Here is a 26,352-nt window from a genome sequence, read left to right on the forward strand (position 1 = left end):
GCCGCGATGATCCCGGACGCCCGGTTCAACGGCCTGGGCATCGAGATCCGCCAGGTGATCTTCTCCGGAGGCCCGACCGCGTGAACGCCGACCGCACCACCGTCGAGGGCCTGCTGCGTGCGCTCGCGCCGCGGGCCCTCGGCGCGCTGGTGCGCCGGTACGGGCAGTTCGACCTGAGCGAGGACGCCGTGCAGGAGGCGCTGCTCGCCGCAGCGACACGCTGGCCGACCGAAGGCGTCCCGGACAACCCGCACGGCTGGCTGACCACGGTCGCCGGCCGCCGCCTGATCGACGAGCTCCGCAGCGAACAGGCCCGACGCCGACGAGAGGACGCGGTCGCCGCCCGGGAAGCGGATCCGATGTCGCCCGGTCCCGGCGAGCACACTCCGGTCGACCGGGACGACACGCTCACCCTGCTGTTCCTGTGCTGCCATCCGGCGCTGAGCCCGGCCTCGCAGATCGCGCTGACACTGCGCGCGGTCGGCGGCCTGACCACCGCGGAGATCGCCCGGGCCTACTTCGTGCCGGAACCGACCATGGCGGTCCGGATCAGCCGGGCCAAGCAGCGGATCAAGGCCGCCGGCAGCGAGTTCACCATGCCGGTCGGGCAGGACCGGACGGAGCGACTGCGGGTCGTGCTGCACGTGCTGTACGTGATCTTCAACGAGGGTTACACCGCCAGCTCCGGCGACCGGCTGCGCCGCGACGACCTGGCCGCCGAGGCGATCCGCTTGACCCGCCTGCTGCACCGGCTACTGCCGGACGACGGCTCGGTGGCCGGCCTGCTGGCCCTGATGCTGCTGACCGACGCACGCCGGGCCGCCCGCACCGGCCTGCACGGCGAGCTGGTCCCGCTCGACGAGCAGGACCGCTCGCGCTGGGACCGCGGCCGCATCGCCGAGGGCGTCGCACTGGTCACCGATGCGATGACCCGCTCGACGCTCGGCCCCTACCAGTTGCAGGCCGCCATCGCCGCGCTGCACGACGAGGCGCCCAGCACCGGCGAGACCGACTGGCGCCAGATCAACACGCTGTACAAGATCCTGGAACGGCTCGCACCGAACCCGATGGCCAGCCTGAACCGGGCGGTGGCGGTCGCCATGATCGACGGACCACAGTCCGGCCTGGCCCTGCTGGACAGGCTGGCCGCGGACGACCGGATCGCGGACCACCATCGGCTGCACGCGGTCCGCGCACACCTGCTGGAGATGGCCGACGACCTCCCGGCGGCCCGGGAGTGCTACCACCGCGCCGCCCGCGGCACCACCAGCCTGACCGAGCGCCGCTACCTGGAAACCCGTGCCGCCCGACTGACGTCACCCCCCGCTTCCGGCTGACCCGGCCGTCAAGGCCGACGGCGTGGGCGCGCTGAAGGATCCTGTGACCGGCTGCGGCGTACGTGGCGAACACCGTCACCCGGTCCAAGTCCCGTACCCGGGTAAATGGCTCCGCACCCAACAACGTTCGCCCTGCTCACGGCCTCACGGAGGTGTTCGTCGGCGGCGTCCCTGTTCCGCCGGACGATGTAGTGGTGGATCATGCTGCTCTGTTCCTGACGACACCCGTTGATGCTCGCGAGGTCCTGATCCAGCGAGAGGCCAGGACGTGGTCCAGGACGACCGGCGCCGCCCCCTGCGCCGAACCGCCACCCTCCCTGCGCGCGGGTTCCGCTCAGGCGCCGTTGCGCTTCCATTGCGGCCAGTTCTCGGGCGTCGGTCCGTCATCCGGGAAAGAGGCATCGCCATCGACGCGCTTGCGCTCCGTGCCCAGGGAGACGGATTCGTGAGTGGCCGGAAGGAACGCTTGGAGGGCCACGGCCGGGGCATGCAGCAGTGCGTCGCCCTCGGGCGAGCCGAGACCGACGCACACGGTTCCCGCCCGTTTCGTAGAGGGCAAGACGCGCACGTCGCCAGTGCCGACCGCGGTACGGCCCCTGCGCGAGTGGAGCCGTTGCAGGAAGCTCCTTCATCAGGCCCCGGCGCGCACGCGCCCGACGTTTCCCGGCGGGCGGGCGGATGGTGTACCACAGCCGTCGTTCACCATCCACGAACCACTGCGAACAGCTTCGTCGCTCGGGCTCATCGCGAAGCGCGCTGATCAGGACCCCCGGGCCTCGTCAACGTGTGGTCGTGCTGCTCGTGACCGACGGGGGACGGTGTCGTTGCTTGGTTGATCCGATCTCTGACCAACCCGGAGCGTGCTTCATGTCTCTTACTGCAGTTACCCGGCTTGCCGCCGTGTCCTCCGCCGTGATTGCCGCCGTGTCGGTGTGCCTGGGTGCGGCCTCGGCGGCAGCGGCCACCGACACCGCGCAGGTTCGGGCAGTGGAGCAGAGCACCGCCCCGGCCGACGACGACCCGCAGGATTCCGCTCAGTTCGTCCCGCTGGGCAGTCTGCTGTTCTCGGACCGGGCCGTGAAGACGAACGTGAGCCCGGTGCGATGGGATCGCTGACCGAACGCCTTCACCGTGCCCGGATCGCCGGCATTCGGGCCTACCGGGCGCGCCTGCACCCTGACACCCTCAATCCCGCTGGAATGATGTCCACAGCCTCCCGGGAAACAGTCGCAGAGGCGGGTGACGGCGTGAACGGATTCGATGTTCTCGCCGCGGTGGTCGGCCTGCCCGTGAGCACATGGCGATACCGGTGGGAGGGCGACGAAGTGCGCCACCTGGGGCCGATGGCACAGGACTGGCGGGCCCACCTGGGCCTGGGAACCGACGACAAGACGATCTGCTGCACCGATGCGAACGGCGTCGCGATCGTGGCGATTCAGGCACTTCACCGGCAACTCGCGGACCTTCAGGCTGAGGTCAGGGAACTCCGGGCGCAGGAGACCGAACCAGCAGTACACGCACCTGGTGCGGAGACTCCGCGGAGCTGACCGTCTCAACCGCTGGGCCTGGCCGTGGCTGGGTGCAGCGGTTGCACCGGAACACCTCGAGGGGGTGCGTGGTCGACCCGCATGTGCACGGTGTCGTGAAGACCACCGGTTCCACGTCAGACCACCGACCGGTCGGCGAGCCGCGCCACCTCGGTGAAGTAGGCGCGGAACAAAGGCTCGTCGCCGGGCGGCACCTGGAACGCGGGCGAGGTCGAGTACCGCAGAGCGAGCCGGTCGGTGTTGTAAAGGGCGGCCTGCGGATCACGGACCACGCCGAAGTACGGTGTGCCGGGCCGGTCTGGTCTCTTGTAGTGCAGGGACACCCCGAGCCAGCGCAGCGGGACACGGAACGTGTGCGCCGAGCTGTCCAGGTTGAACAGCTCGAACACCCCCCGGTCCACACGCGCGTGCAGGTTCTCGTAGTCGAACGTGAACGGTTCCATGGGGGAGAAGGTACACACCTGGTCCAGAGCCCGTCGTGGTCCTCAGAGGAACACCACTCCCACCACGGCCGTCGCCACGAGCACGACGAACACCAGGGCGCTGAACGTCACCTCCCGCTCTTCCGAGCGCTGCTCGGCGGTGCGGTCCAGGGTGAATTCGGCGGGGTCGGCGCGCGTGTAATGGACCATCACGTCACGGCCGTACGCGCCGGCGGGGTCCGGAAGGTTCGACGTGCAATAGGCCGTGACGGCCGTGCCCTCGAGGGTGGTGAACGACACGACCGGGGTGATCGTGGTCGAGGTGTGACCGTCGTCCTGGTCGACGCTGACGTCCTTGAGGACCGCGACGACCCGTCCCGGGACGGTCTCCATCGCAGCCAGCCTCTCGACGCGGCGGTTCTTGGCGCGTACTGTCCCGGGCAGGTGAACGGCGCCGGAGACCGCCCAGGTCCCGCCGAAGCCGATCAGCGCCCACGGCCACCCCCACTCGAGCGCGGCGAGGACCACCAGCCCGACGTAGACCAGGAAGACCGCGAACCCCGGCCAGCCGAGCCCACGATCGGGCTCCTTCGGTGTGTTGGAGAACTGGTAGGCGTGCGGTCTGCCCCGTGGGTGGCTGACCCCGATCTCCCGGCCCTCCCACGCGGGGGTGATCATCTCGCCGCGCTCACCGTCGTTCGTGACGGTGACCTCCTGACAGGAGGCCGGGTCACGGTAGGAGACGACCACCGATATCCCGCCCTTCCGGGACCCGCCGTGCCGCGGCTCCCGCACCCGCGTGATCCTCCCCGTGAGCCGGACCGTCCGCTGCGCCTTCGTCACCCCGGCCAGCGACCGGACGAACCCGACCACCGCCGCCGCGCCCCACACCGCACACCACAGCGCCAGAAACGTGTCCCACCCCATGCGCCTTTCTCCTCCCGTTGCGATCAACTTCCGCTGCGGCGAAGCACTTTGCCCTGCACGTCCGCCTCCAGCGTTCCCATGTCACCGCCGCCGGTCACCACGACTCCGAGTGTGAGCGAGCCGGTGACGTTGTCGGCGGTGAGCTGCCAGTTCTGCGGAGAGTCGACGCCGAGGGTGGTCCTGGCTTCATCGACCAGACCGGGGATGCGATCGTAGGGCAGGGACTTCGGGTCGAACCCGGCGGTCGTCGTGCCGGTGGGGGAGAAGACGACCGTCAGCAGGTGATCCTGGATGACGACGGTGAGCGCCTGGCGCTTGTCCCCGCCTTCGGCCAACGACGCGACGGCCTTGCGCAGTTCACCCTTGTCCAGCATCGACTGACTCGGCCCCAGCGTGACCGTGCCCGTCGCCGACGTCACGACGGTCGTGGACGACGAGGAGGAGACAGACGGCTCGGGGACTCCGCTCCTGCTCTCAGCGGAGTCGAACAGGTCGGTGCGCAAGAGCACGAGCACGGCGCCCGCGCCGAGCAGCAGACCGAGGAGAGTGAGGAGCCCACCGAAACAGCCCGCCGGGGTATCGATCTTCATGGCAGGACCGGGCACCGAGTCCACCTGGGCCTTGGCCGCCCGCTCCTCCCATTCCGGGGTCGGCCGCTTCACGATCCGTGTCTTCCACGGTCGGTCCGGCGGATACTCCACCACCACGACCCCGCGCACCCGGTAGTCGGTCAGCTCGACGAGGTTGACGTCCTGCCGTATCTCGACGCGGAACGCGGGCGCGCTGTCCGGCGCGACGGACAGCTCGAACCGCACCGGCACGTCGCTGGTCTCACCCCCGAAGGCCTCCAGATCCTCGATCACCGCGAGCGCCGTACGCGGAACGACGGCCGCTTCCCGGGCCCGGCGAGGCAGAGTGGCGAGGAAGAAGACCAGCCCGTAGACCGCAGGCAGGACCAGCCCCGTGACGATCAGCGAAGCCCTCTCGACGATGCAACCGCCGATGAAGGCGGTCAGCGACGCCCCGATCACCCCGCCCGTCAGGAGCCCCAGGGCGAGGTCGGCAGGCGTGTTGTGCGTGGGTGGCGCGCCCGCCGGGATCGTCATGTCGCTGATTGTGCACGTCATGGATGACGACCGACAGACTTGTGGATGACCTCTGCGAGCACGACGGGAGAGCCTCGGCCGTCCTTCTCAAGCGGCATGGCCCACCGCGAGCAGTTCAGGGTAGCGGCGACCGCCGAGCGCCACTGCCGGCATGCACTACTGAGAGGCATGGCTCCGAGTCGACCCTGCTGATCACTGTTCAGATCTCACGCCTGCACCGATGTGACCGCCCGTGCCGAAGATGTCCGCAGGCTGCCCGTCCGGCGTCGCCGTCGTTACCAATGCCACCGGGCAGTCTTCGAGTCGCTGTCCGCCTCGCCGGTGAACCGGTGTTCATCCAGTGCTCATTGACGGTGGTCGTCCGCCGCTGCTGTAATCCCTTCGCCCCCGAAAAACGACGTTCCGCATTGCAGAACAACGGAAGGGTGGAATCAGATGAAGCTGGGCAGGGTCTCGGCGGTCGCGGTAGTCGCGGCCGCGACACTCATCGGGAGTACGGCGTCTCCCGCGATGGCCGCGACTTGGACACGGACGGCGGACTATCAGCGGTGGACAGGGTTCAATGCGCTGGAGCGCGGGCAGGGCGTGGCGACGGACGGGACGTATTTCTACTATGCCGGGCCCGGAGGGATGGTGAAGGCCACCGTCGCCAACGACTCGGAGACCGCATCGTCGGTGGCCCCGATTCCCCGGGAGATGAAAGGGGCGTACGGCAGCGATCACATAGGGGACGTGGAGTACTACGACGGCTATGTCATCGCGCCGATCGAGGATGGTGACAGCGGCTACCAGCATCCGCTGCTGGCGTTGTACAACGCGAGTGACCTGAGCTACACGGGTCGCTATGTGCAACTGCCCCTTGAGCAGATGCCGGGCGGGGTGCCGTGGGTCGCGGTGGACGCTGCTGCGGGACTGGTCTACACCGCACCCTGGGATCAGGATGTCGCGCAGGGCACCAACGAACTGGTCGCCTACAGCCTGACAGACCTGTTGGGTCTTCCGGCCGGTTCGACACTGCCTGTGGTGAAGACCGTGACGCTGTCACAGCCCCTGAGCCGGATCCAGGGTGCCGCGATGTGGCAGGGCAAGCTCTACGCCTCCGTCGACGACTCGGCGAAGTCGGTCTACTCGATCGACATCGGCTCCGGACAGGTTTCCTACGCATTCCATCAGGACGTCGAGTCCGGGGACGAGGTTCAGGGGATCGCCGCCTGGGACTTCGGCCCATCCGGCGGTCAGCTGCACATCGTCAACGTCGGATCGGGCTGGAAATCGATTTTCCTCTATCTGCAGCACTACAACCAGACCGGCTGAATTGGTGCAGCATCAGGAGTTCATGGACGAGCGAGATGGTGTCCTATTTGGCGATAGTGCGTTGTGCTGTCCATGGAGTGGGGCACTCGGAGCCGAATTGTTCCGGACAGGCTGCGGGAGATCGCGAAGCCGCTGATCCCGTTGTCGACGGTGCGTCCGCAGGGCGATGAAACGCAGGATACGCCCGAGGAGAAGCTGTTTCAGACGTCGGCCGTGTGCCATGAGTCAAGTCGCCGCCAGCACGTCATGCCAGAGCCGAAGCCCGGCTCCGGCGGCGGTGCGATGAGTCACGGGCCGGGACCGTGAGGTCGTCGCGCGGCAGGAGACGGAGTGGGGTCTCCCGTTCTGTTTTCCCATGAGCCCTCGGGCAGCGGTGGCCCGAGGGCGCGCGGGAACCGCTGGACGGCGAAGTCCTCGATCAGGTTGTCTGCCATGATCACTCAAGCGTCCGGCGCGGGTCCGACGCGCAGGGAAGGACCATGAAACTCTGCCTCACCGTACCTGTTGTTCTGCTGGCGTTGCTCATCGCCGCCTCCGGCATAGCGGCGGTTGCCCGCGGCCGGGTGCTCCCCACGAACCGGCGAGCGGTCCGCCGCCCGCGCCTCTATGGCTGGGGCCAGTTGATGGTTGCCTTCGCCCTGTGCTGGCAGATGGTCTTACTGCTGGTGATCAGCGATCCCGGCACGCGCCAGTGGGGGACCCTGACTGGCAGCGCGCTGCTGCCGGCCGGCCTCATCATGATGACGGTGAGCCACCGCACGGGCCGTATACCGGCAAGGTAGTGGCACGTCCTGAGCACGGCCATCGACGGCGTGGCGCCGGGCCGTTACGCCCACGGCGCCGTTCAAGGTGGACGCCGCCGACCCGGTCAAACTCAAGGGCCGCCTCTCCGATCTGCTCCCGAACCGTAGACCTGGACCTCGGCCGGCCCGCACCTCGCAATCCACGGCAGCGCGACGACCGGGGCGAGTTCGGGGGCGGAATTCGTATCGGTCGGCTGAGTGTGCCGGGCAAGGCCCGGTCCTTCGCCCTGGTCGGTCTCCGCGGGCGCGGCCTTGTCGACTGCGGCGTTGGTGCGGTGAGGTTCGCTGCTGCCGGGAATACAGAATCTCTCGCTGAGTTCACCGTCGGTCCCCGGCCTGAGACGACCGATGAGAGCCGGTGCGTACGTGCGGAAGCCTTCATGGGTTGCGCGGTCGGTTCGAGTGATTCCGGCCGGGCGGGGATGATCATTTTGAACGCGTGCACACCGCCCGGCCGCCGCGACAGGGGCACGAAGGTCATTCCGCACCGCCTGATCGGCTTGAGGTGGATCCGGGGGTCGCCGGTGCGCGGGGCACCGACGAGGTCGTCCAGCCGAACGTCGTAGATACGGGCCAGCGGAAGCAGCAGTTCCAGGCTCGGCCGACGCTGCCCGCTCTCCAGCCGGGACAGGCTGCTCTCCGACACGCCGGTCGTCGCCGCGAGGTCGGCCAGGCTGATGCCACGGTCACGACGCAGTGCACGGAGCCGTGGCCCCACCGCGTCGAGCACGTCGTCGTCCGTCCGGCTATTTACACGGCCATCTTGCCATTCTCGCAAGATCTCGTGCCAGGCCGTGGAGCGCCTGGCAAGACTGAGCGCCCACCGACACAAGGAGTCTTGATGAGCAGCACCGAAGCGGTCGCCTTCTGGGACGGCGTCTACGCGGGCCGACCGGCAGCCGGCAACCCGCAGCCGAATGCTCGCCTCACCGAGACGGTGACGGGCTTGGCGCCCGGTGGCCCTGGCAGACTTCCTGCCCAACTGGTCGAAAAGGCCATTCATCGGCAGCTGAACGTCGAAAAGAGCGGTTCCGGGAACGCTCGTCAGCCCTGATGCCAGACCAGCGTGTAGCGCCAGAACAGACGTCGGCGCAGCCGAACACCGGGCAGAACACGGCGGGCTTCACGAGCAATGTCGGCGAAGCTCATGGTTGCTGGTCGGGTGGGGGCGGTCATGGAGTCCGGCCGTGGTGCTCTGCGCCCCTTGTTCTTGATCCAAGCCATGGCGACATTCAACGGAATGGCGGCAGCGCCGAGAAGGTGATCACCGGGGGACTGAGCGCGGGCCACGCCTACGACGACCAGGGTCCCACCCGGTGCCAGGTGCTGGCGAAGGCGGGAGAGAGCGTCGGAGAACGGCAGGTGGTGGATGGTGGCGACACACGTGATGACGTCGTAGGAACCAGGCGGAATCTCCGTCAGCGCGTCTCCCGCGGTGAACATCACTGGGGCAGCCGGCGCAGTGAGCTCCCGGGCCCGAGCAACGATCGCGTCGTCGGCGTCCAGACCCTGCACCGTTCTGGCACGTGAGGCCAGGAGCCGGGCCAGATCTCCGCTACCCGACCCGACGTCCAAAGCCCTGTCGAAGCGCCTGGGGACCTGCCGCATGATCCATCGGTGGTAGTGGGCGTTGTGGTCCCACGGGTGGACGCTGTGGAATCGATCAATCGCCTGAAAGAGGCGGGCCGCCCATGTCGTCATGGCAGGAAGTTCATCATCCTCGGGCCACCTGCAACAGTGCCGCAGGATCTCAAACACTCAACTCACCGTCGGCGACACCGAGCGGTTCGGTTGCCTCGCTCACATCCACGGGCTGTGGTTCATCACGATCGAGCCCTTCGCCGTCGCCGTGCTCACCGCCACCGAGCCGTTGTGTTGGCAGTGAGCCCGATGCCCTCCCGGTTGATTCCGGCTTCGGATCATTGGGGCCCACAGCATCATGGCCATGACGGTGACGGTCATGACCGGCAGCAGCCAGCGGAATGCGCGAGAGGTACGCAGTCCGAAGCCGGAAAGGGCCCAGCACACGGTGAGCAGGCCTCGTTCAGGACGGGCTGTGCCGTGGTGGTCGTGCCGACGGCGAACCGGGTACGACCGGATGGACGGAACTGGCCGACGTGGAACGACCCAGTGAGAACGCGGCCGCTCAGGTCGGAATCGGTGGGGACCGGACATGTCGTGTCGATCCCGCGCAAGGAGGTCACTTTCACGGTCGCCTCGCTCGTGAAGTCCGAGGCAGGCGTATGCGGTGCATCCGGAAGCGGGCAGGCTGGTCGGTGGCCGCAGTCGGGCGGGTGATGACAGCGTCCGGCAGATCGACTTCGGCGTAACGCAGGAGCAGGGCCGACCGCATCCCAGCGGGTGCGCACGCACCGCACTCGGACGATCGGCGACTGCCCGAGCCGCTCGTACTCCGAGCGCCGCACCTTCCTCCTGGAGATCCTCGCCGATGTCGAACCGTCGATCCAGGCAGTCCTGGCAACCGACGACCGGGACGTCGCCGTACTCCGGGGGAGGTGCCGTGATGGGCCCCGGTTCAGTCCAGGTGGTCGTATGCGCCCGGCTCCCAGTCGGCGAACAGCGTCAGTGCGTCCGCCGTCTCGGTACGTTCCGGCGCTGTGGAGGTGGCCGGCCACCAGTTCTCCACCTGATGAGCGTCAACGAGGACGAATTCCCGGTATCCGTCGAAGTCGCCGGGGTCGCCTGCCACGCCGATGTGGATGGGCGCGTCATCGGGCAGGTCCTTGAGCGCGTCGCGAAGCTGCGCGGCATTCCAGACCTGCGGGGTGTGCTCGAAGATGTCGGTCATGGGCACAGAGTGCCGGACCGGGCCACGTTGCCGGTGGAGACACGGCCACGCGCAGGGCTGACTCTGCACACGTCGAGAAGCACTGCTTCTACCGCAGTTCGCCCGGGTGGCCGACGATGGAAGCGCCGGCCACGGGGCCAGGCGGTCGGTGGTCCAGCATCGATGCCGCTCGCAAGCCGCCCGGTTCGGCAGTCGGGGCAGAATGAGTGCCACGCCTACGACGTCGAACGAGTGAAGGATCGATCGGCCGGTCGCGCCCCCTGGTCGGCGCCGGGCGGAAGAAGACCCCGGCCGGCGAGGCCGTGGCCCGTGGGAACGGCCCGGCACACGGCCCGCGCGCAGGAGACCGAGGCGGACGGGCGGGTACGACCGGCCCGTGATGCCCACCGCACCTGCCTGGCTGGTACGACCGGCTGAGCAGCACAGCCCACGCAGGCACACATCCCCAGGCCCCAACCGCGCCGGTGGACCGGTCATACGGCGAAGACGTGACCTGCGCCGAGCCGTTGGTCATTGCCCGGCCGCGCCGAGCAGGCGTTGGGATTGATCTCGTAGGTCTCGTCACCCTCCTTGATCGCCTCGTCGGGACACTCGGGCTCGCAGGCAACGCAGTTGATGCAGTCCTCGGTGATCTTGATGGCCACTGCCACTGCCACTGCCACTGCCACTGCCGCTGCCGCTGGCTCCTGTCTCCTGGTGCAGTCCGGTGACCAACGAGCGAACGGCCGGACATTGCCGCGTGATGCCCGCACCAGCAGGTACTGAAGGGCTTGGGCAGTCGGGCAGGGGAAAGTCCGGGTCCGGGGTGCGCAGCCACGTGATCGCGTCAGGGACTCGGCTGTGCCCGGCGTGGCTGCTCGGGGCCCGGTGCGCCGCGCGGACGCGGTCGAGGGGCGGTGAATATCGGTGGGTTCGTAGGTGGCCGGACGGCCTTCGGTGAGTTCGTGGATGAGCGCGCTCGGCCCGGCGCATCCGAGAGTGCGGTGTGCGCAGTCGTTCGCGGCGAGCAGCAGGCCCGGCAGGCAACCAGGCTGGTGCCGACCAGCGGCCGACACCAACACGGGTTCACTCGAACGGGTGTTGTACCTCGCCCTCGGCCTGCCCCGGCTATGTGAGGGGGCAGGTGAGCGGGAGGACCCGCTCGGTCAGCCGGCCGGTGAGGCGGGTGGCGGTGAGGGCGGGTTCGGCGAGCCAGTCCGCCGCGGCCAACTGATCGGCCGGAAGAGCCAGTTCGTCGGGGTCGACGGCGCACCAGGAGGCGAGATGGCCCAGGTCGATGCCCTGGCCTCCAGGGCCCAGCCGTCCGTCGGGGGAGCTGTGGGTGGCCAGGACCAGGGCGAGCAGCCGGGGAACGGCGCCTGCTTTGGTCTTGCGGAGTTTCTTGTCCGAGACGATCTTCTGGGCCCACCCGGAGAGTTTGGGCCGCAGCTTCTTGCCGAACGTGAACGGCCCCGGCTTGTCCCCGTCGGGAACCAGCGAGGGGACGGTGATGGGGGTGGGGCTCTCGGGCCGGGAAGCGAGCAGGTCACGAGGGGTATGGGGAAGGCGTAGCCAGCCGCAGTCGGTCAATTGCGTGACCAGGTCCTCCGGCTCGCTCAGACCCAGCCCGGTGATGTCCTGGCCGACGAGGTTGCCCGTGCCGGTGTGCGCTGTGCGCAGAGTCAGCATCACCACCAGCAGGCGCGCCTCCGGCCCGGGCAACGGTGCGGTGTCGGTGACGTGGGCCAGGACGGACCGGGCGTGGCCCCACTGGACGGGGCCCACCAGCAGGCGGGCCACGGCGGCAGCGTCGCTGTCCGGGTCGGTGCTGCTCGTGACCAGGCCGGTGCGCTGCTGGTGCTGGAGGCGGGCGGCGGTGGCGGCCTGCTCGGCACGCTGGGCGTCCAGTCTCAGGCGGGTGTCGCCAGTGGCCTCGGCCCAGGCCGCGAAGGCGCTCGCCTTGCGGGTGTGGAGGTCTGCCAGAAGTGCCAGGTCCGGTTGGTCGCGCTGTTGGTAGGCGCGGAAGAGGTCACCGAGTTCGATGAGTTCGTCCCGCAGGGCGATGGGCCGCAGATCGTGCGGGATGACGCGCTGGGCGATCTTCACCTGCGGTGGGCGACGCCGCACGGGTGTGGAGCGAGGAGTCGGCACCCATGTCCCGGCTGTGACCTGCTGGTCGGAGAACTGCGGTGTGCCCGTGTCCAGGGCTGCGCGGGCCGGGCGGCGGTCGGTGCACTGGGGCCCGGGAGCCTGGGAGGTGGCCGCGGTCTTCGCTCCGGGTGTGGCGGCCGCACACCGTGAGCAGCACTCCATGGCCTGCCACCAGCGTCCTGCCCGGTCGGCGACCACGGCCAGGACGATCGGCCCGCCGCACCGCCAGGGTTCGGCACGTGTCTGCCGGCCGGTTTCGGGCAGATGAGTCTGGCAGCCCTCGGCCCTGCACGCGCAGTACGACCCTGCTCTGGGGGCGGGGGCGGCGCGGAGGTGGGCCTTGAGGTGGGCGACCGCTGCCGCACGGCCGGCGGTCGCGGACGGCAGACGCTGCTCGGCACATGCGGGGCGGCTGCACGAGATGCGCACCGCCGCACTGCCCCGGCCGGCGGAGTCCAGCCGTACTGTCCACCGGCGTCCCGGCACCCGCTCGTCCAGCTCGCTCCCCGCAGCCTGTGTCATCCCGCTCTTCCTCCCTGTTTCGTGTCCCCGATCGCCACCCGCCGCCTGCCATGGCCGATGGCGCGCGGCAGGCACAGCGTATGCGGCTCACCGAGCCGGCAGGGGCGGTCGCGAAGTGCGCGTCGACGAATGATCCGCCGTGTGGTATCCGGCCAGCTCCGAATGGCTTTGTGTCATTTTTCGGCAACCCGTCTCCAGCATCGCTGAGGCCCGGCTGCACAATAAGGCGGGGCGGCACGCGGCGGCCTCATCTGTGTGTGGGCCGGTCGTGCGGGAGGTCCTTGAGCCCGCCGGCCGACACGCCGGCTGATACGCCGGACGGCCCGTGAGGGGCTCCTGCACGTGTCCCGGAAGCACGCCGAGCGCCTGGGAGTCGGCAGGTTAGCGATGCCGCGACACGATGCGGCCCGTTCCCGGTTCGGCGCTGCCTCGTCGTTCCCGAGCACGTGGCGGGTGACGATGGCCGGTGACAGCGTTGCGGTACGGGATTGGCGGGCGACATGAAGCACGGTGAGGGGCAGGATGCCGGGATCCCCGGCGGACTGGACCGCAGGCTCTTCCTCGCTGCGGCAGCGGGCGGGGCAATGGCCGGCAGCGTGGCAGTGACCGGTTGCCACTCCTCCGGGACCGGCGGGTCGACCCCGCCCGGCGCGGGCGGCCGCACCGAGAGAGCGGAGAACGCCCGGGCGGGGGACTCCGACTGGCGGGTCCGTTCGCTGGGACCGTCCGGGGCCATCGAGGGCTATGCCGACAAGGTCAGTGTGTTGCCGGGCGAGGAGTTCGGCCTGTACGTCTCCACCACCGCCCCGGCGTTCCGGGTCTCGGCCTACCGCGTCGGCTGGTACGACGGGGCGCAGGCGCGGCTGGTCTGGCGTTCGCACCGTGTTGCCGGGTCGGTCCAGGGGCGCCCCCGGCTGGTCCAGGCAACCCGTACCGTAAAGGCGGACTGGCAACGCACACTCCCCGTCCGCACCAACGGCTGGCCGGAGGGAGCGTATCTGCTCCGGCTGGACTCGGACGACGTCCATCAGCACTATGTGCCACTGGTCGTCCGCTCGGTGAGTGCCGCGGGCAGAATCGTATTGATGCACGCCCCGGCAACATGGCAGGCGTACAACCGGTGGGGCGGCTACAGCCTCTACCAGGGCGAGAACGGCGCGTACGGCACGCGGTCGCTCGCCGTCAGCTTCGACCGGCCCTACGACGGCAACGGCGCCGAGAAGTTCATGGTTTACGAACGGGCGGTGGTGGTCCTGGCGGAGAAGCTGGGTATCCCGCTCGCCTACACCACGGGCCTGGACATCCATCGCGACCCCGGAATCCTCCACAACGCGGCCGGAGCGGTCTCGCTGGGACATGACGAGTATTGGACGCCGCAGCAACGGGCGCACGTGACCCGGGCACGCGACACAGGCACGAACGTGGCCTTCCTCGGGGCCAACGCCTGCTTCCGCAGGGTCAGGCTGGAGCCGGACGCCACCGGCGCCGACCGCACCGTCGTCTGCTACAAGACCGACTACCTGAACGACCCGTACCTCGCCGACCACCCGGACATGCCGACCAACGATTTCCGCGAGCCACCCGGTGCCTCCCCCGAATCCTCTCTGACGGGTGTCCTCTACGAGGGCTATCCCGTGGACGCCCCGTATGTCGTCCGCCGGAGCGACCACTGGCTCCTCGAGGGGACGGGCGCGAAGCGAGGAGCCTCCTTCGACCATCTGGTCGGGGTGGAGTACGACCGGGTCACTCCCGGCATGCCCACCCCGGCACCGCTCGAGATCATCGCCCATTCCCCTCTCGTTTGTAAGGGCAGGCCCAGTTACTCCGACTCCGCCTACTACACCGTGCCGAGCGGGGCGGGCGTCTTCGCCTCAGGGACGATGCGGTGGGTCGAGGCCCTGATGGCGGGAACCCGCGAGAACGGACGCAACCACGGCATGGACGCCCGTACGGGAGCTTTCGTCACGCGCACGACGGAGAATCTGCTCCGCGCCTTCGCGGCGGGCCCGTGCGGCCGGAACAGGCCGAAGCCCAGGGACGATGTGAGAGGCGTGTACGCGTCCGCATCACGCTGACACCAGCGGCGCCGCCCCGTCGGAGGACATCCTTCGCATCGGACGAAGTCGAGCACGGCCGGATCGGGCGGCGCGCCCGGCGCTGGACCTGAGCCGGCCGTTCCCGGGCCGAGGACGTTCTCCAGGGAGCAGGCGAGCACACAGCAGGGGGCGGATTGGCCGGATGGGCATTCAGCCACGCGTGAACCAGGTGCGGGGCCGACACGTCCGGCGCCGCAATCGGAGCGCGCGGTGCGTGAGCGACATCGGCCCGGCGATCACCCGTGGAGCGAGCGTGCTCCCGGGCTCTTGCCCTTGAAGCGTTGGCCCGCGGCGATCTCCTCGCCGACCACCTACCAGATGGTCTCGTCGTCCTGGAAGGGGAGCGGGTCCATGCCGCTCGTCTCCTGACGGATACGTTCGACCTCGCGTTCCAGGCGCTCGAAGTCGGCTTCCTCGTCACCCTCGTCACCGTCGGCGCCCATGCCGGAGTCCGACAACGGGCCTGCGTTAATCGTTGGTGCGCGGCACGGGCGGCTTGTAGGTTGGCATCGCGACCGCGCCTCCGATGCGCTCGGCTGCGGCTACTTCCTTCTGACAACCAAGTGATGCCGCCGCCCCCTTTGATCTCGGCAGGCGCGGGCGTCTTCGCCCCGTCAGGCCTTTGGCCGGGGCGTCCAAACCTTTGAATCCGGGAGGATTCGCTGCCTCGTCACACCCCACGTGTCTCCAAGATCTGGTCCGAGATGCTCGTGGCCTCGCACGTCTCGTCGGCTGCCCGCACACTGCCGGGGCCACGACCCCATCACGGGCCCGCCGGGCCGGACTTCCGCACCTACGAGGGCGGACCGTCCTTCGTCCGCGAGCCCCGCGAGGAGCTCTTCCTCCTTGCGGTCGGCAACTTCGTATCCCAGAGCACCTTTTACGAGGGCGGTGACGAGCGGGACGACCGCTACGCTCGTCTCGTCGGCGAACTCGCTGTCCAGGACCCCGTGTGGACGGCCGGCCTGCTGCGCTGGCTTCGCGGCGAGGGCAACATGCGCACGGCGTCCCTGGTGGGTGCCGCCACATACGTGCGGGCCCGACTCGAGGCCGGGGCGTCCGAAGGCCCGTCCAACCGGTCAGTGATCGACTCGGTGCTCCAGCGCGCCGACGAGCCCGGTGAGCTGCTTGCCCACTGGATCTCGGTGTACGGGCGGAACGTGCCGCAGCCCGTGAAGCGGGGCATCGCCGACGGCGTACGTCGGCTGTACACGTCCCGATCCCTGCTCAAGTACGACACCGAGTCCAAGGACTTCCGCTTCGGTGACGTGCTCAACCTGGTGCACGCCTCCCCCGACCCGGACAAGCCCTGGCAAGGCGCGCTCTTCCGGTACATCCTGGACCGCCGCCACCACCCGGAGCAGGCTGTTCCGCCGGCTTCCGACCATTTGCTGACCGCCCACCGGGCATTGATGGAGTCGGCTGTGGACCAGCGGCGGGCGGTGGTGACCGGGCCCGGCGGCTCCGGGCGGCTGGCCGCGGCGGGCATGACGTGGGAGTCCCTGGCGGGCTGGCTCCACGGACCGATGGACGCCGCCGTCTGGGCAGCGGTGATCCCCACGATGGCGCCGATGGCGCTCCTGCGGAATCTGCGGAACTTCGACGAGGCGGGGGTCTCGGACGAAGTCGCGGCCAAGGTCGCCGCACGGCTCTCGGACGCCTCCGAGGTTGCCCGGTCCCGGCAGTTCCCCTTCCGCTACCTGGCCGCCCATCAGCACGCGCCGTCGCAGCGTTGGGCAGCCGCGCTGGAACAGGCACTGAGCCACTCCCTGGCCAACGTACCGCCCCTGCCCGGCCGTACTCTGATTCTGGTGGACCGGTCGGACTCCATGTTCTGGGACACCGTCTCCGAGCGGTCCAAGCTGACTCGAGCGGACGCGGCCGCCGTGTTCGGTACCGGGCTGGCCATGCGTGCCGAGCAGGCGGATCTGGTGGAGTTCGGCTGGCGCAGCGCAGAGGTGCCGTTCGAGCCGGGCGAGCCGGTGCTCGAGGTGCTGAAACGGTTCCACGGCCTCGGAGGCACCCACACCTCGAAGGCGGTGCGGACCCACTACCGGGAACACGACCGGGTCGTGATCGTTACCGACGAGCAGGCTGCCGCCTACGGCCCCGGCGGGCCGGCCGAACCGGTCCCGGCCGACATCCCCGTCTACACGTGGAACCTGGCGGGGTACCGGCCCGCCCACGGACCCACGGGCCCCCACCGGCACACGTTCGGCGGCCTCACGGACGCCGCGTTCCGGATGGTCGGCCTCATCGAGGCCGGCTGCGAGGCCTCTTGGCCGTGGACCGCCGAGCCGGCCTGATCCGAAGACACGGCCGGTGGCCTCCTTGCCCGAGGGCCGGACTTCGAGCATGGCGAAGTGCGAGGTCGTCGTGGGCTTGCTGCCCCATCGCCAGGCCACCTCCTCGAAGACGGTTCCGGCGTCGAGGAGCCGTTGTCAGGGGCGGGCGGTCTCGCGGCAACGGGTGACAGCCGGGCGATGACCTCTCGTGGCGAGTCAGGCCCAGGAGTCGACGGATTCGCGGCAGCCGTCACCCCGCGACCGGTCCGGTGGCCGTCGTGATCTCACTGCGGGGCACCCGCCCCGCGACCGAGGAGATTCCGTGCCGTGAACCCGAGCAACCTGTGCGCGGCCGAGGTGTCGACCGGCGCCGTGCGACCCGGCAGCGGGCGCCGCAGCACGGTGCCGGGGTGATAGCGGCGCAGCAGTTCCTCCGTCGGGTACGGCACGATGATCTCGGGCGCGCAGAGGTGTACCGTGTGCGCCGCACGGCCGGGTACGTCCAGGGCCAGCAGCGCGGCCCTCGCCGCGTCCTGGACCTCGAGGTACGTCCACAGGTCCCTTGCCCCCGCGGCCGGGTCGGCGGTGAGCCGGGCGGCGTGCGCGCGCAGCCGTTCCTCGAATCCCCCCACGTACGGATAGCGCAGGCACACCACGCTCATCCCGTGCCGCCGCGCCATCATCTGCGCTGTCAGCTCGTCGACCTGTTTGGACAAGCCGTAGGGGTCGGCGACCTGGGAGGCCATTGCCTCATCGACCGGTGCGTACGGTGGATGCGGATCCGCGACGTCCGTCCAGGGCAGGCCCGTGACACCCCAGGAGCTCGCCACCGCCGCATGCCGGATCCCGGCCCGGCCGGCCTCCTCCAGGACGGTGAAGGTGGAGAGGCTGTTGCCCGCGAAGACCTCGAATGCGGTGTTGCGCGCGGGAGTCGGGATCGCCGCCAGGTGGATGACCGCGTCGGCGCCCTCCAGAGCCGCCCGCACGGTCTTCGCGTCGGCCGCGTCACCGGTGACGACCAGGCGCGCCGCGAGATCACCGGGATCATCGAGGACCAGGGCATTGGCCTCGATCCCGCGCTCGGCGAGCAGCGCGAGGACCGCTCGCCCGATCCGCCCGGCGGCCCCGGTGACCATCGCTCTTCCGACCATCCAGTCACTCTCCTGCGTCGGTGCTTCTACTCGTAGGCGCGCACGGCGACGACGTGCGCCGCCGCCGCACCGTTGGTGGCTTCGACGACGACCCGGATCGCCGACGTGGTGACCCGCTCCGCCGGGCTGTGCGTCTCGCGTCGCCGCCGATTCTGCGCCGCACGGGCGATGACGCGCCAGGTGCCGTCAGTATCCAGTGCTTCGACGCGGTAGTCGCGAAGGAGGGTGGGGAGGGTGTCGAAGGGCGTGCGGTGGTGATGCAGGTTGATCAGGTCCTCGTTGACGTCGTCGTCGGCGATGACCTCGATCCGGCCAAGGACGACCGGTTCCGGCCAGGCCAACTCGATCCAGGGGGTGGGGACGTCCGCCAGTGGTGCGGAGACCCACATGTGGGGCCCCGCGTACGGGCGGGCGTAGCCGTCGGTGGCCTTGGCGGGGGAGTAGGCCGAGGTCTCTCCCGTACGGAGGCAGAAGGTGCGGCGCAGCAGGCCGGTGTCCGTCCACTCGCGCAGCGGCTGCGGCGATTCGTCCGACGGGCGCGGCGGAACGCGCGTGAAGCACAGGACGCCGGGGGTCGGGCGGTCGGAGCGGTGCAGGGCGAGGGCGTCGTTGGCGCGGACGACCAAGAAGGCGTTGCGCGGGGTTTCGGGGGACCAGTCCAGGCCCGTTCTGAGCCACTGCCGGGCACCGGCGGTGACGGGCAGGGTGGTGGAGGTGACGAGGCGGCGCGGGACGTAGTTCTGTCCGAGTTCGGGGTCGTACAGATCGATGACGATCTCGGTGTCGCGGTCGGCGTCGACGAGCAGCTCCACCCCGGAGAGGCCCGGGTCCGCGGGAAGGACGAGCCCGGCGTCCGCCGCGAGCGGCCACAGCTCGTCGGAGTCCTCGACCGCCAGTCTGCTCAAGGTGGACGATGCGGTGGCCGTCGCCCGAAGAGCCAGATCCTCCGGGTCCGTCGAGGCGAGGCCGATGAGCGAGGCATCGTGGCGCAACAGCGCCCTGTGCAGCTCGGGTACGGGGAGCGCGCGCGGGGTGACGTCTCCGGTGGCGCAGAGTGCCGCCGCCGTGCCGGCCGCCTGGCCCATCGTGGCGCAGGTCGCCATGACGCGGGTCGAGCCGAAGGCGACATGGCTGGCGGAGATGTTGCGTCCGGCGAAGAGCAGGTTCTCGGTGTTCACCGAGTAGAGGCTGCGGTAGGGAATGTGGTAGATGCCGTCCGCGTAGAGCTGTCTGGCACCAGCCTCGGTGGCGTACATGCCCTGCGGCGGATGCAGGTCGATGGACCAGCCGCCGAAAGCGACCCGGTCGGCGAACTCGGTCTGGCCGAGGATGTCGCCCTGGTGCAGGACGTAGTCGCCGAGGAAGCGCCGGTACTCCCGTTTGCCGGGGATCGAGCCCACCCACTCCAGGGTCATGTTCGCCGCGTCGAACTCGCCGGAGTTCTTGATGTGGTCCCAGATGCCGTGGATCACCGACCACAGCTCGTCGCGGATGCGTTCGTTGTCGTGGACGGTGTCGAGCTCGCCGCCGAACTCGATCCACCAGTACGCGCAACCGTTGTCGCCCGCCTTGATGATGCGGCGCTGCGGGATGGAGGTCCGGGTGATGTCCTTGGCGAAGTCGGGCGGCACGAATTTGACCGGGTGCCCGGCATCCTTCGTATAGAAGAGGAGAGTGGAGCCCAGAGTGATGTCGTCGGCCGCCTCCGGAGCCCATGCCTCGTCGTACTCGGCGCGTGATTCCCGGCCGATGCGGTGGTGGGCGCCCGCCAGGTGGCCGATCAGGCCGTCTCCCGTGCAGTCGAGGAAGAGCGTGCTCTCGAAACGTATCCGCCGCTCCGAGCCCATCATCCAGCCGGTGACCGAGGTGATCCGCCGGGCCTCGTCCGGACCTTCGGCGTCGACCTCGCGCACGTCGGTGTTGAGGTAGAGCGTGATGCCGGGCTCGGCGCGTACGGCGTCCAGGACCACGGCGTCCCAGTAGTAGGGGTTCCCGTCCGGGTTGCGGAACTGGTTCTCCACGAGCAACTCGCCCATGATGCCGCCCTCACGGGCATGGTGGTTCTTGCCGTGGCCGGTCGCGCCGCACACCCAGACCCGGACCTCGCTGCTCGCGTTGCCGCCGAGCACCGGCCTGTTGTTGATCAGCGCGACGCTCCGGCCGAGCCGGGCCGCGGCGATCGCCGCGCAGACCCCGGCCAGGCCGCCGCCGACGACGGTGATGTCGTGCCGTGCGGTTTCATTCCTCATGTCTTGCGTCACTTACTTCCAGTCGGGATTGGCGGCGAGACCGTAGTAGACGCGCGGGGCGCCGTCGAGGGTGAGGGTGATCTTGCCCCTGGAGGCTTTGAGAGTGCGCTCCTGGCCGATGCAGTTCAGCTCACGGACCGTGCCGTCGACCGTCCCCGAGTGGGCCACGACCGTGGTCTTGGTCGTCCAGGTGTCGATCCATGGCTCGGGCGATGCGTACCAGGGATCCTCGCCGTGCTCGGGGTTGAGGATGTACCCGTCCTTGCGGCTCCAGATGATCGACACCGGTCCGTCCGCAGTGGTGAAGAGAAGCCCCTTGATGTCCTGGTCCGCGAAGGAGAGATGCCGGACGAACTCCGCTTCGTCCAGGACCCGGGCGGCGGTCGCGAAGGCGAGGAGCGAGGGCTTGGCGCTGGTGTCGCGGTTCATCAGGCCGTAGTGGTACTCGGGGTTGGCCGGGTCGGCCTCCTGCGGGTGGTGGATCACCGAATCGTGCAACTGGTACCAGTTGACGGCGCGCACCTTCTCGGACTTGGCGAGAGCGAGCGTGAGCAGTGTGTTCTCGGCGGCGTGCCGGTAGGTGTCGCTCCACCAGGCGTTGGGCCGGGTCGGTGCGTACGCCTCGGTGAGCCACAGCTCCTTGTCGCCGCCGTACTCCTCCAGCACCTGGTTCGCCTTGCGCAGTGCGCCGAGGAAGTTCCAGTACGAGCCGGACGACCCCTGCGTCCACTCCTCGGGCGGCGGCGCGAAGTCGGGTGTGAAGTTACCGCGACCGGGGTGGAAGGCGAAGGCGTCGATGAGGTCCCAGCCGCCCGCGTCATGGAAGTTCTTGGTCCATATGTAGTCCATGCCGCCGAGGCCGGCGTTCATGACCTTCATCCGCGAGCCCGCCGCGTCGAGGCGCGTGGTGACCTGGCGCAGGCCGTCCCGGACGTAGGCGTCGGCACCGCGGCCCGACATCCAGGGCTGGTTGACCTCGTTGCTCACCTCGAAGTACGCGGCCTCGGCGTCCAGGGCCTTGGCGACATTCGTGTCGGCCCAGGCCGCGATCTGCTCCGGGCTGCCGCCCACGGGGATGCCGCTCAGCTGCACGTTGTGCCCGATGCCGTTCGCGTCCAGAGTCGCGGTGTCGATGCCCGGGGCACCTGCGTAGGCGATGCGGATCCACTTGATGCCGAGCGTCCTGACCAGCCCGAGCACGGCGTCCTTGCCGGGCTTGAGCAGCCAGGGGTAGTTGGCCAGGCCGAACATCGACTCCTTGCCCGCCTTGTACGTGAACTCCGGGAGCACGCTCAGATTCGTGCGGGCCAGCGCCTTGTCATTGCCGCTGACCGCCTCCACCTCGGTGAACACGATGTTCTGCGAGGGCGAGGTCAGGGGAAAGGAGGCATTCCAGGCAGCGCCCGCGGCGAGGCACTTGGAGAGCGTTCCACCGGCGATCTTCTTGCCGCCGAAGTCCCGCGCCCACCAGGTGAGCGTCACCGTCCTTGCCGCGGCGGAGCCGTTGACGATCTGCGCCTTGAGCGTCATCGTCTGCCCGGCCGTCTTGTAGAGGTTGAACGGCTGGTCGGTCCACACCTCCACGCCGAGGGGCCTCTTGGCAGCGAGCGCACCCGCCCCGCGCGGACGCAGATCGCCGAGGACCAGATCGGCCTCGGTGACCGCGGTGCCCGCGCCGGTCGAGGTGCCGGGGGAATGGACCCATGTGGCGTTGGTGCTCGCCGGATTGGTGGACGAGAGGCAGAAGAAGCCCTTCGATCCCGCCCACGTCTCCACGTACGCGCCACCCGCGTTCACCTCGTACGGAATGCCGCCTCGGGCGTCCCGCTCCCAGACGGTCAGCGCTTCGTACGACTCCGCCGCGCTCGCTTCGTACACCGTGCGGGAGAACATGAAGCCGGCCGGTGTGAGCGTGCTGGAGCCGCTGACCTCCCACTTCATGTGTGCCTTGTGAGGGGTGAGGTCGAAGGTGCCGCGCACCGTGACTCCGGACACGCCGCTCGCCATCGTGTACGTGACCTGAATCGCGGGCCGCCCGTCGGGGAGCGTGATCCGGGTGGGCGTACCGCCGAAGGTGCGCTGCTGGCCGAGCGCGGTGTCCTTGATCATGAAGTGGTTGAGCAGGATGCGGTCGGTGCCCGCACCGTCCTGCACGAGGACGCTGCCGTCGCTACGGCCGACCAGGGTGATGCCCTCGGCCTCGATGGTGACCGGGTCCGCTGCGTACGCGGGAACGGTCGGCAGCAGTGCGGCGCCGGTGGCGACGGCCGTGCCCTGGATGAATCTGCGGCGGGCGACTGACATGGAGGTGCCCTTCTCTTGGTCGGGGTGTTCCGGACGCTCCGAATTCCCGGAGCAGGAGGTGCGGTGGGGGAGCCGGTGGATCGGCCGTCGGCTCCGGCGGAACTCAGCCCTTGACGCCGGTGAAGCCGAGGCCGGCGACGATGTACTTCTGGCAGACCACGAAGACGAGCACGGGCGGGGCGACGGCCAGCACCATCGCGGCGATCAGCTGGTCCTGCGGAGCCTGAGTGGCGAGCTGGGCGAGCGCGACGCTGATCGGCTGCCTCTCGGGGTCGGTGATGGCCACCAGCGGCCAGATGAAGTCCTTCCAGGAGTGCATCACCGCGAGCAGACTGATCACGGCGAGCACCGGCCTGCTCATGGGCAGCACGATCTTGGTGAGCAGTTGCCGGGTACTCGCCCCGTCGACCCGCGCCGCGTCGAACAGCTCCTTGGGCAGGGCGTCGAAGAACTGCTTGGCGAGCAGCACCGTGAAGGCGTTCGTGCCGGCCGGCAGCCAGATCGCCCAGTAGGTGTCGCCCAGGTTGAGGTGGAGGAACGGCACATCGATCACGGTCATGAAGAGACTGACCATGTTCACCGTGTACGGCACGAACATCGTGGCGAGGATCGCCCCGTAGACCGCCTTGCCGAACCTCGGCTTGAGCACCGAGAGGGCAAAGCCCGCCGTGGCCGAGACGAAGAGCTGCACGAACCAGGATCCGCCGACCACCAGGAAGGTGTTCATCAGATAGCGGCCGACACTCAGATCGGTGTACGCCGCCGAGAAGTTGCCCAGGGCCGGCCGGTCCGGCCAGAGGGCCAGGGGCGCAGTGGTGAGCTCGGTGGGTGTCGAGACCGCGCCCTTGACCATCCAGTACAGCGGTCCGATGCCGATGAGCAGCAGCAGGACAAGGGTGAACACCTGGATGGAGCGCACTGCGGCGCGTACGCCGGGGCGTTGGCGGTCGTTGGTGGAGACGAAGGTGGTGAGCGTGGTCATGACGTGCTCCAGCTGCGGGTGGCCCGCAGATACACCGCGGAGAGCAGGGCGAGGGCGAGCACCATCAGGAAGGAGAGCGCGGCGGCCTGGCCGTACTCGCCGTCCTGGAAGGCGTACCGGAAGATCAGCAGCAGGACCGTGAGGGTGGAGTTCTCGGGCCCGCCGCCGGTGAAGACGTACGGCTCGGTGAAGACCTGCACCGTGTTGATCAGCTGGACGAGCAGCAACAGTCCGATGACCGAGCGGAGTTGGGGAAGCATCACATGCCAGATCCGCCGCCAGATCCCGGCGCCGTCCATCTCGGCGGCCTCATAGAGTTCGCCAGGGATGCCGACCATCGCCGCGAGGTAGATCAGGACGGCGCCACCCATGCCTGCCCAGGTGGCCTCCAGGACCAGCGAGAGCATCGCGCTGTCGGAGGACTCCAGCCACGAGTACGGGCCGAGCCCGACCTTGCCGAGGACGTTGTTGAAGAGCCCGCTCCCGGGATCGTAGAACCACTTCCAGAGCAGGATCGCCACCACCGGCGGGATGACCACCGGCAGATACACCAGGAAGCGGTAGACGCCCGCGCCGCGCCGCACCGTCGACATGATCGCGGCCAGGGCCAGCGGCGCCGGGAAGCCGATCAGCAGGCCGAGGGCCACGAAGAACAGGGTGTTCCCGACGGCGGTGCCGAGCAGCGGATCGTCGAACAAGGTACGGAAGTTGTCCAGGCCGACCCAGACCGCGGGCTCGACGAGGTTGGTCTTCTGGAAGCTGAGCAGCAGACTGCGTGCGATCGGCCACCAGGCAAAGAGCCCGAAGACCAGCAGCGCGGGGACGAGGAACAGCCAGGCCGTGAACTGCTTGCGGGGGCCGGTGCCACGCTGCGGCTGCGGCAGGGTTCGCGGCGCGGTCTCCTTGGCCACAGCAGCCGGACGTCGGGACGGAGTGAGCAGGGCCATGGGCCGACTACTTCTGGTCCGCGGCGAGCTTGGCATTGACATCCTTCTCGGCCGAGGCCAGCAGGGAGTCGATGTCGGCGTCGCGCTTGGTGAGCACAGCCTGGACCACCGGGTCGAGCACGGTGTACAGCTTCTGCGCCTGGTACGGCGGCTCCGGCTTCAGCTTCAGCGTGGAGAGACCGTTGATGTACGGCTCGAAGTTCTGCAGCTTCACATTGACGTACGGCTTGATCGCCGCGTCGATCTCGGTCTGCCGTTCTTTGTCGAAGACGGGCAGCGTCGGCACGCCCACCGCGGACTTCGGGTCGGCGGAGAGCGCCTTGGCCTGCTCGGCGGCGATGCCGGTGCTGTACTGCGGCTTGGCGTAGGCGAAGGTCAGCCACTCGACGGCCGCTGCCGCATGCTTCTTGTCGGCGGACTTCGGGACCATGTAGATGTCGCCGCCGGTGAGCGTCGCGTCGCCGCCGGACTGCGGCATCGGGGCCACGCCGAAGGCGTCGGTGTTCTCCATGCCGAACTGCATCTTCGCCAGTCGGTACGTCCCCGGGCTGCCCATGAACATGCCGACCTGACCGGCCGCGAACTGCTTGATCACGTCGTTCTGGTTGTTGAGCAGGGTTTTGCCGAGCGAATCGTCCTTCCAGCGCATGTCCTGGAGGAGCCGCAAACCCTTCTTCGTCGGCTCCCCGGTGAGCGTTGCGGTGTACTTGCCGCCCTGCTCCTTCTCCAGCTCGCCGCCGAAGGCGTACGACAGCATCGTGAGCTGCCAGCCGCCCTGGTTGTCCTTGGACTCGTGGACGAAGCCCGCCTTGCCGGTGCTGTCGCTGATCCTCTTGGCGGCGGTGCGGACTTCCTCCCAGGTGGCCGGCGGTCTGTCCGGGTCGAGGCCGGCCTTCTCGAAGAGCTCGCGGTTGTAGACCAGGCCCTGGGCGTACGGATTCTGCGGGACGCCGTACACATCGCCGGCGCTGTCGGTGAGCGGCTGGAGGACCTGAGGGTTGAACTCCTTGAAGTGCTTCCACTCCTTGAGCTGCCCGGTGATCGGCTGCACCTGCTTCTGCTGGATGAGCCGCTGCGGCTCGGTCAGCGGCACCTTGATGACGTCCTCGACATTGCCGCCGGACAGCTTCGCGGAGAACGTCAGCGGGTCGAAGACCGTGGTGGAGCCCTTGACCTTGATGCCCGGATTGGCCTTCTCGAAGTCGGCCACCTGCTTCTTGAACAGGGCGACCCCCGGCTTGTCGGTGGCCGGCGGCATGCCCTGCACCCGCAGCACGAGATCGCCGTCCCCGCCGGCACTGCTCGGGGTGAGGGAGGAACAGCCCGCGAGGGTCGCGGTCAGCGCCATGCAGCCAAGTATGGCCGCACAGCGGGAGTTTCTGGGCATAACGGCTCCAAGAAGGGCAGGAGTGGGCTCGGTG

At 69.0% G+C, this 26,352-nt stretch carries 22 protein-coding genes and 3 pseudogenes; 9 read left to right on the forward strand and 16 right to left on the reverse strand.

The annotated features are described in order from the left end of the window. Positions 1-80 precede the first annotated feature (80 nt). A complete protein-coding gene (locus ACWCPY_RS35100) occupies positions 81-1,337 on the forward strand; it encodes an RNA polymerase sigma factor (protein WP_451271923.1) in 1,257 nt (418 codons plus the stop codon). A 334-nt stretch (positions 1,338-1,671) separates the two neighbouring features. Here the strand turns inward: ACWCPY_RS35100 and ACWCPY_RS35105 are convergent, their stop codons facing one another. Beyond that, complete coding sequence (locus ACWCPY_RS35105; protein ID WP_451272001.1) at positions 1,672-1,956, reverse strand: SsgA family sporulation/cell division regulator; 285 nt, start codon at positions 1,954-1,956, stop codon at positions 1,672-1,674. 281 nt (positions 1,957-2,237) lie between these two features. Here ACWCPY_RS35105 and ACWCPY_RS35110 point away from each other — a divergent pair, with 281 nt between their 5' ends. Both ACWCPY_RS35110 and ACWCPY_RS35115 read left to right on the forward strand, forming a co-directional pair. Then, positions 2,238-2,453 carry a hypothetical protein gene (locus ACWCPY_RS35110; protein ID WP_451271925.1) on the forward strand — a complete coding sequence of 72 codons (216 nt, stop codon included), beginning with the start codon at positions 2,238-2,240 and terminating at the stop codon, positions 2,451-2,453. Continuing rightward, entirely contained in the window at positions 2,441-2,884 is a 444-nt protein-coding gene (locus ACWCPY_RS35115) for a tail fiber domain-containing protein (RefSeq protein WP_451271927.1), read from the forward strand. The genes ACWCPY_RS35110 and ACWCPY_RS35115 overlap by 13 nt, the downstream gene beginning before the upstream one ends. Before the next feature lie 116 nt (positions 2,885-3,000). On the opposite strand, the gene ACWCPY_RS35120 is transcribed toward ACWCPY_RS35115, so the two are convergent. Genes ACWCPY_RS35120 through ACWCPY_RS35130 form a run of 3 tightly spaced genes read right to left on the reverse strand, consistent with a single transcriptional unit; the run spans position 3,001 to position 5,339 of the window. Then, the gene (locus ACWCPY_RS35120) at positions 3,001-3,327 is read right to left on the reverse strand and encodes a hypothetical protein (protein WP_451271929.1); all 327 of its coding nucleotides are present in this window, start codon (positions 3,325-3,327) and stop codon (positions 3,001-3,003) included. A gap of 42 nt (positions 3,328-3,369) precedes the next feature. Then, positions 3,370-4,233, reverse strand: coding sequence for a DUF3592 domain-containing protein (locus tag ACWCPY_RS35125; protein WP_451271931.1), 864 nt, complete (start codon positions 4,231-4,233; stop codon positions 3,370-3,372). Positions 4,234-4,256: 23 nt separating this feature from the next. Beyond that, positions 4,257-5,339: a hypothetical protein gene (locus ACWCPY_RS35130; RefSeq protein WP_451271933.1), complete on the reverse strand. Its 1,083-nt coding sequence runs from the start codon at positions 5,337-5,339 to the stop codon at positions 4,257-4,259. Between the two features lie 435 nt (positions 5,340-5,774). Between ACWCPY_RS35130 and ACWCPY_RS35135 the strand changes: the two genes are divergently transcribed. The 3 genes and pseudogenes from ACWCPY_RS35135 to ACWCPY_RS35145 all read left to right on the forward strand — a co-directional run bounded on the left by ACWCPY_RS35135 (position 5,775) and on the right by ACWCPY_RS35145 (position 7,435). Next, positions 5,775-6,653 (forward strand): hypothetical protein, encoded by an 879-nt coding sequence (locus tag ACWCPY_RS35135; protein ID WP_451271935.1) that lies wholly within the window; start codon positions 5,775-5,777, stop codon positions 6,651-6,653. A 72-nt stretch (positions 6,654-6,725) separates the two neighbouring features. Then, positions 6,726-6,854, forward strand: a pseudogene (locus tag ACWCPY_RS35140) (IS5/IS1182 family transposase); the annotation flags it as partial. A gap of 278 nt (positions 6,855-7,132) precedes the next feature. Next, on the forward strand, positions 7,133-7,435 hold the full coding sequence (locus ACWCPY_RS35145) for a hypothetical protein (RefSeq protein ID WP_451271937.1): 303 nt from the start codon (positions 7,133-7,135) through the stop codon (positions 7,433-7,435). A 356-nt stretch (positions 7,436-7,791) separates the two neighbouring features. Here the strand turns inward: ACWCPY_RS35145 and ACWCPY_RS35150 are convergent. After that, positions 7,792-8,234 (reverse strand): annotated as a pseudogene (locus ACWCPY_RS35150) (helix-turn-helix domain-containing protein); the annotation flags it as partial. 63 nt (positions 8,235-8,297) lie between these two features. Between ACWCPY_RS35150 and ACWCPY_RS35155 the strand changes: the two are divergent. Beyond that, complete coding sequence (locus ACWCPY_RS35155; protein ID WP_451271939.1) at positions 8,298-8,510, forward strand: hypothetical protein; 213 nt, start codon at positions 8,298-8,300, stop codon at positions 8,508-8,510. On the opposite strand, the gene ACWCPY_RS35160 is transcribed toward ACWCPY_RS35155, so the two are convergent. The 4 genes from ACWCPY_RS35160 to ACWCPY_RS35175 all read right to left on the reverse strand — a co-directional run bounded on the left by ACWCPY_RS35160 (position 8,501) and on the right by ACWCPY_RS35175 (position 12,917). Continuing rightward, positions 8,501-9,157, reverse strand: coding sequence for a class I SAM-dependent methyltransferase (locus tag ACWCPY_RS35160; RefSeq protein WP_451272003.1), 657 nt, complete (start codon positions 9,155-9,157; stop codon positions 8,501-8,503). The two genes, ACWCPY_RS35155 and ACWCPY_RS35160, sit on opposite strands and share 10 nt — an antisense overlap. 835 nt (positions 9,158-9,992) lie before the next feature. Next, positions 9,993-10,265 carry a DUF6225 family protein gene (locus tag ACWCPY_RS35165; protein WP_451271941.1) on the reverse strand — a complete coding sequence of 91 codons (273 nt, stop codon included), beginning with the start codon at positions 10,263-10,265 and terminating at the stop codon, positions 9,993-9,995. A 473-nt stretch (positions 10,266-10,738) separates the two neighbouring features. Next, positions 10,739-10,909 (reverse strand): hypothetical protein, encoded by a 171-nt coding sequence (locus tag ACWCPY_RS35170; protein ID WP_451271943.1) that lies wholly within the window; start codon positions 10,907-10,909, stop codon positions 10,739-10,741. A gap of 463 nt (positions 10,910-11,372) precedes the next feature. Then, entirely contained in the window at positions 11,373-12,917 is a 1,545-nt protein-coding gene (locus tag ACWCPY_RS35175) for a hypothetical protein (protein ID WP_451271945.1), read from the reverse strand. 500 nt (positions 12,918-13,417) lie between these two features. Here ACWCPY_RS35175 and ACWCPY_RS35180 point away from each other — a divergent pair, with 500 nt between their 5' ends. Further along, entirely contained in the window at positions 13,418-14,992 is a 1,575-nt protein-coding gene (locus ACWCPY_RS35180) for a N,N-dimethylformamidase beta subunit family domain-containing protein (protein WP_451271947.1), read from the forward strand. Between the two features lie 257 nt (positions 14,993-15,249). Here ACWCPY_RS35180 and ACWCPY_RS35185 read toward each other — a convergent pair. Continuing rightward, positions 15,250-15,441: pseudogene (locus ACWCPY_RS35185) on the reverse strand (SUKH-4 family immunity protein); the annotation flags it as partial. A gap of 276 nt (positions 15,442-15,717) precedes the next feature. Here ACWCPY_RS35185 and ACWCPY_RS35190 point away from each other — a divergent pair. After that, positions 15,718-17,319 (forward strand): TROVE domain-containing protein, encoded by a 1,602-nt coding sequence (locus tag ACWCPY_RS35190; protein WP_451271949.1) that lies wholly within the window; start codon positions 15,718-15,720, stop codon positions 17,317-17,319. Positions 17,320-17,582: 263 nt separating this feature from the next. On the opposite strand, the gene ACWCPY_RS35195 is transcribed toward ACWCPY_RS35190, so the two are convergent. The 6 genes from ACWCPY_RS35195 to ACWCPY_RS35220 form a co-directional block, all read right to left on the reverse strand. Beyond that, on the reverse strand, positions 17,583-18,449 hold the full coding sequence (locus tag ACWCPY_RS35195; RefSeq protein WP_451271951.1) for an NAD-dependent epimerase/dehydratase family protein: 867 nt from the start codon (positions 18,447-18,449) through the stop codon (positions 17,583-17,585). 26 nt (positions 18,450-18,475) lie between these two features. Then, entirely contained in the window at positions 18,476-20,698 is a 2,223-nt protein-coding gene (locus ACWCPY_RS35200) for an FAD-dependent oxidoreductase (protein ID WP_451271953.1), read from the reverse strand. 12 nt (positions 20,699-20,710) lie between these two features. After that, complete coding sequence (locus ACWCPY_RS35205; protein WP_451271955.1) at positions 20,711-23,002, reverse strand: hypothetical protein; 2,292 nt, start codon at positions 23,000-23,002, stop codon at positions 20,711-20,713. 103 nt (positions 23,003-23,105) lie between these two features. Beyond that, positions 23,106-23,984 carry a carbohydrate ABC transporter permease gene (locus ACWCPY_RS35210; protein WP_451271957.1) on the reverse strand — a complete coding sequence of 293 codons (879 nt, stop codon included), beginning with the start codon at positions 23,982-23,984 and terminating at the stop codon, positions 23,106-23,108. Beyond that, a complete protein-coding gene (locus tag ACWCPY_RS35215) occupies positions 23,981-24,931 on the reverse strand; it encodes a carbohydrate ABC transporter permease (protein WP_451271959.1) in 951 nt (316 codons plus the stop codon). The genes ACWCPY_RS35210 and ACWCPY_RS35215 overlap by 4 nt, the downstream gene beginning before the upstream one ends. Before the next feature lie 7 nt (positions 24,932-24,938). Then, entirely contained in the window at positions 24,939-26,279 is a 1,341-nt protein-coding gene (locus tag ACWCPY_RS35220; RefSeq protein ID WP_451271961.1) for an ABC transporter substrate-binding protein, read from the reverse strand. Between the last annotated feature and the right edge of the window lie 73 nt (positions 26,280-26,352).

It is taken from the genome of Streptomyces sp. NPDC002403 (genome assembly GCF_053593015.1).

Excerpts from the sequence above, each read along its gene's own strand:
- ACWCPY_RS35115 (WP_451271927.1), top strand. The coding sequence starts at position 2,441 with ATGGGATCGCTGACCGAACGCCTTCACCGTGCCCGGATCGCCGGCATT.
- ACWCPY_RS35120 (WP_451271929.1), bottom strand. The coding sequence starts at position 3,327 with ATGGAACCGTTCACGTTCGACTACGAGAACCTGCACGCGCGTGTGGAC.
- ACWCPY_RS35125 (WP_451271931.1), bottom strand. The coding sequence starts at position 4,233 with ATGGGGTGGGACACGTTTCTGGCGCTGTGGTGTGCGGTGTGGGGCGCG.
- ACWCPY_RS35130 (WP_451271933.1), bottom strand. The coding sequence starts at position 5,339 with ATGACGATCCCGGCGGGCGCGCCACCCACGCACAACACGCCTGCCGAC.
- ACWCPY_RS35135 (WP_451271935.1), top strand. The coding sequence starts at position 5,775 with ATGAAGCTGGGCAGGGTCTCGGCGGTCGCGGTAGTCGCGGCCGCGACA.
- ACWCPY_RS35145 (WP_451271937.1), top strand. The coding sequence starts at position 7,133 with ATGAAACTCTGCCTCACCGTACCTGTTGTTCTGCTGGCGTTGCTCATC.
- ACWCPY_RS35155 (WP_451271939.1), top strand. The coding sequence starts at position 8,298 with ATGAGCAGCACCGAAGCGGTCGCCTTCTGGGACGGCGTCTACGCGGGC.
- ACWCPY_RS35160 (WP_451272003.1), bottom strand. The coding sequence starts at position 9,157 with ATGACGACATGGGCGGCCCGCCTCTTTCAGGCGATTGATCGATTCCAC.
- ACWCPY_RS35165 (WP_451271941.1), bottom strand. The coding sequence starts at position 10,265 with ATGACCGACATCTTCGAGCACACCCCGCAGGTCTGGAATGCCGCGCAG.
- ACWCPY_RS35175 (WP_451271945.1), bottom strand. The coding sequence starts at position 12,917 with ATGACACAGGCTGCGGGGAGCGAGCTGGACGAGCGGGTGCCGGGACGC.
- ACWCPY_RS35180 (WP_451271947.1), top strand. The coding sequence starts at position 13,418 with ATGAAGCACGGTGAGGGGCAGGATGCCGGGATCCCCGGCGGACTGGAC.
- ACWCPY_RS35190 (WP_451271949.1), top strand. The coding sequence starts at position 15,718 with ATGCTCGTGGCCTCGCACGTCTCGTCGGCTGCCCGCACACTGCCGGGG.
- ACWCPY_RS35195 (WP_451271951.1), bottom strand. The coding sequence starts at position 18,449 with ATGGTCGGAAGAGCGATGGTCACCGGGGCCGCCGGGCGGATCGGGCGA.
- ACWCPY_RS35200 (WP_451271953.1), bottom strand. The coding sequence starts at position 20,698 with ATGAGGAATGAAACCGCACGGCACGACATCACCGTCGTCGGCGGCGGC.
- ACWCPY_RS35205 (WP_451271955.1), bottom strand. The coding sequence starts at position 23,002 with ATGTCAGTCGCCCGCCGCAGATTCATCCAGGGCACGGCCGTCGCCACC.
- ACWCPY_RS35210 (WP_451271957.1), bottom strand. The coding sequence starts at position 23,984 with ATGACCACGCTCACCACCTTCGTCTCCACCAACGACCGCCAACGCCCC.
- ACWCPY_RS35215 (WP_451271959.1), bottom strand. The coding sequence starts at position 24,931 with ATGGCCCTGCTCACTCCGTCCCGACGTCCGGCTGCTGTGGCCAAGGAG.
- ACWCPY_RS35220 (WP_451271961.1), bottom strand. The coding sequence starts at position 26,279 with ATGGCGCTGACCGCGACCCTCGCGGGCTGTTCCTCCCTCACCCCGAGC.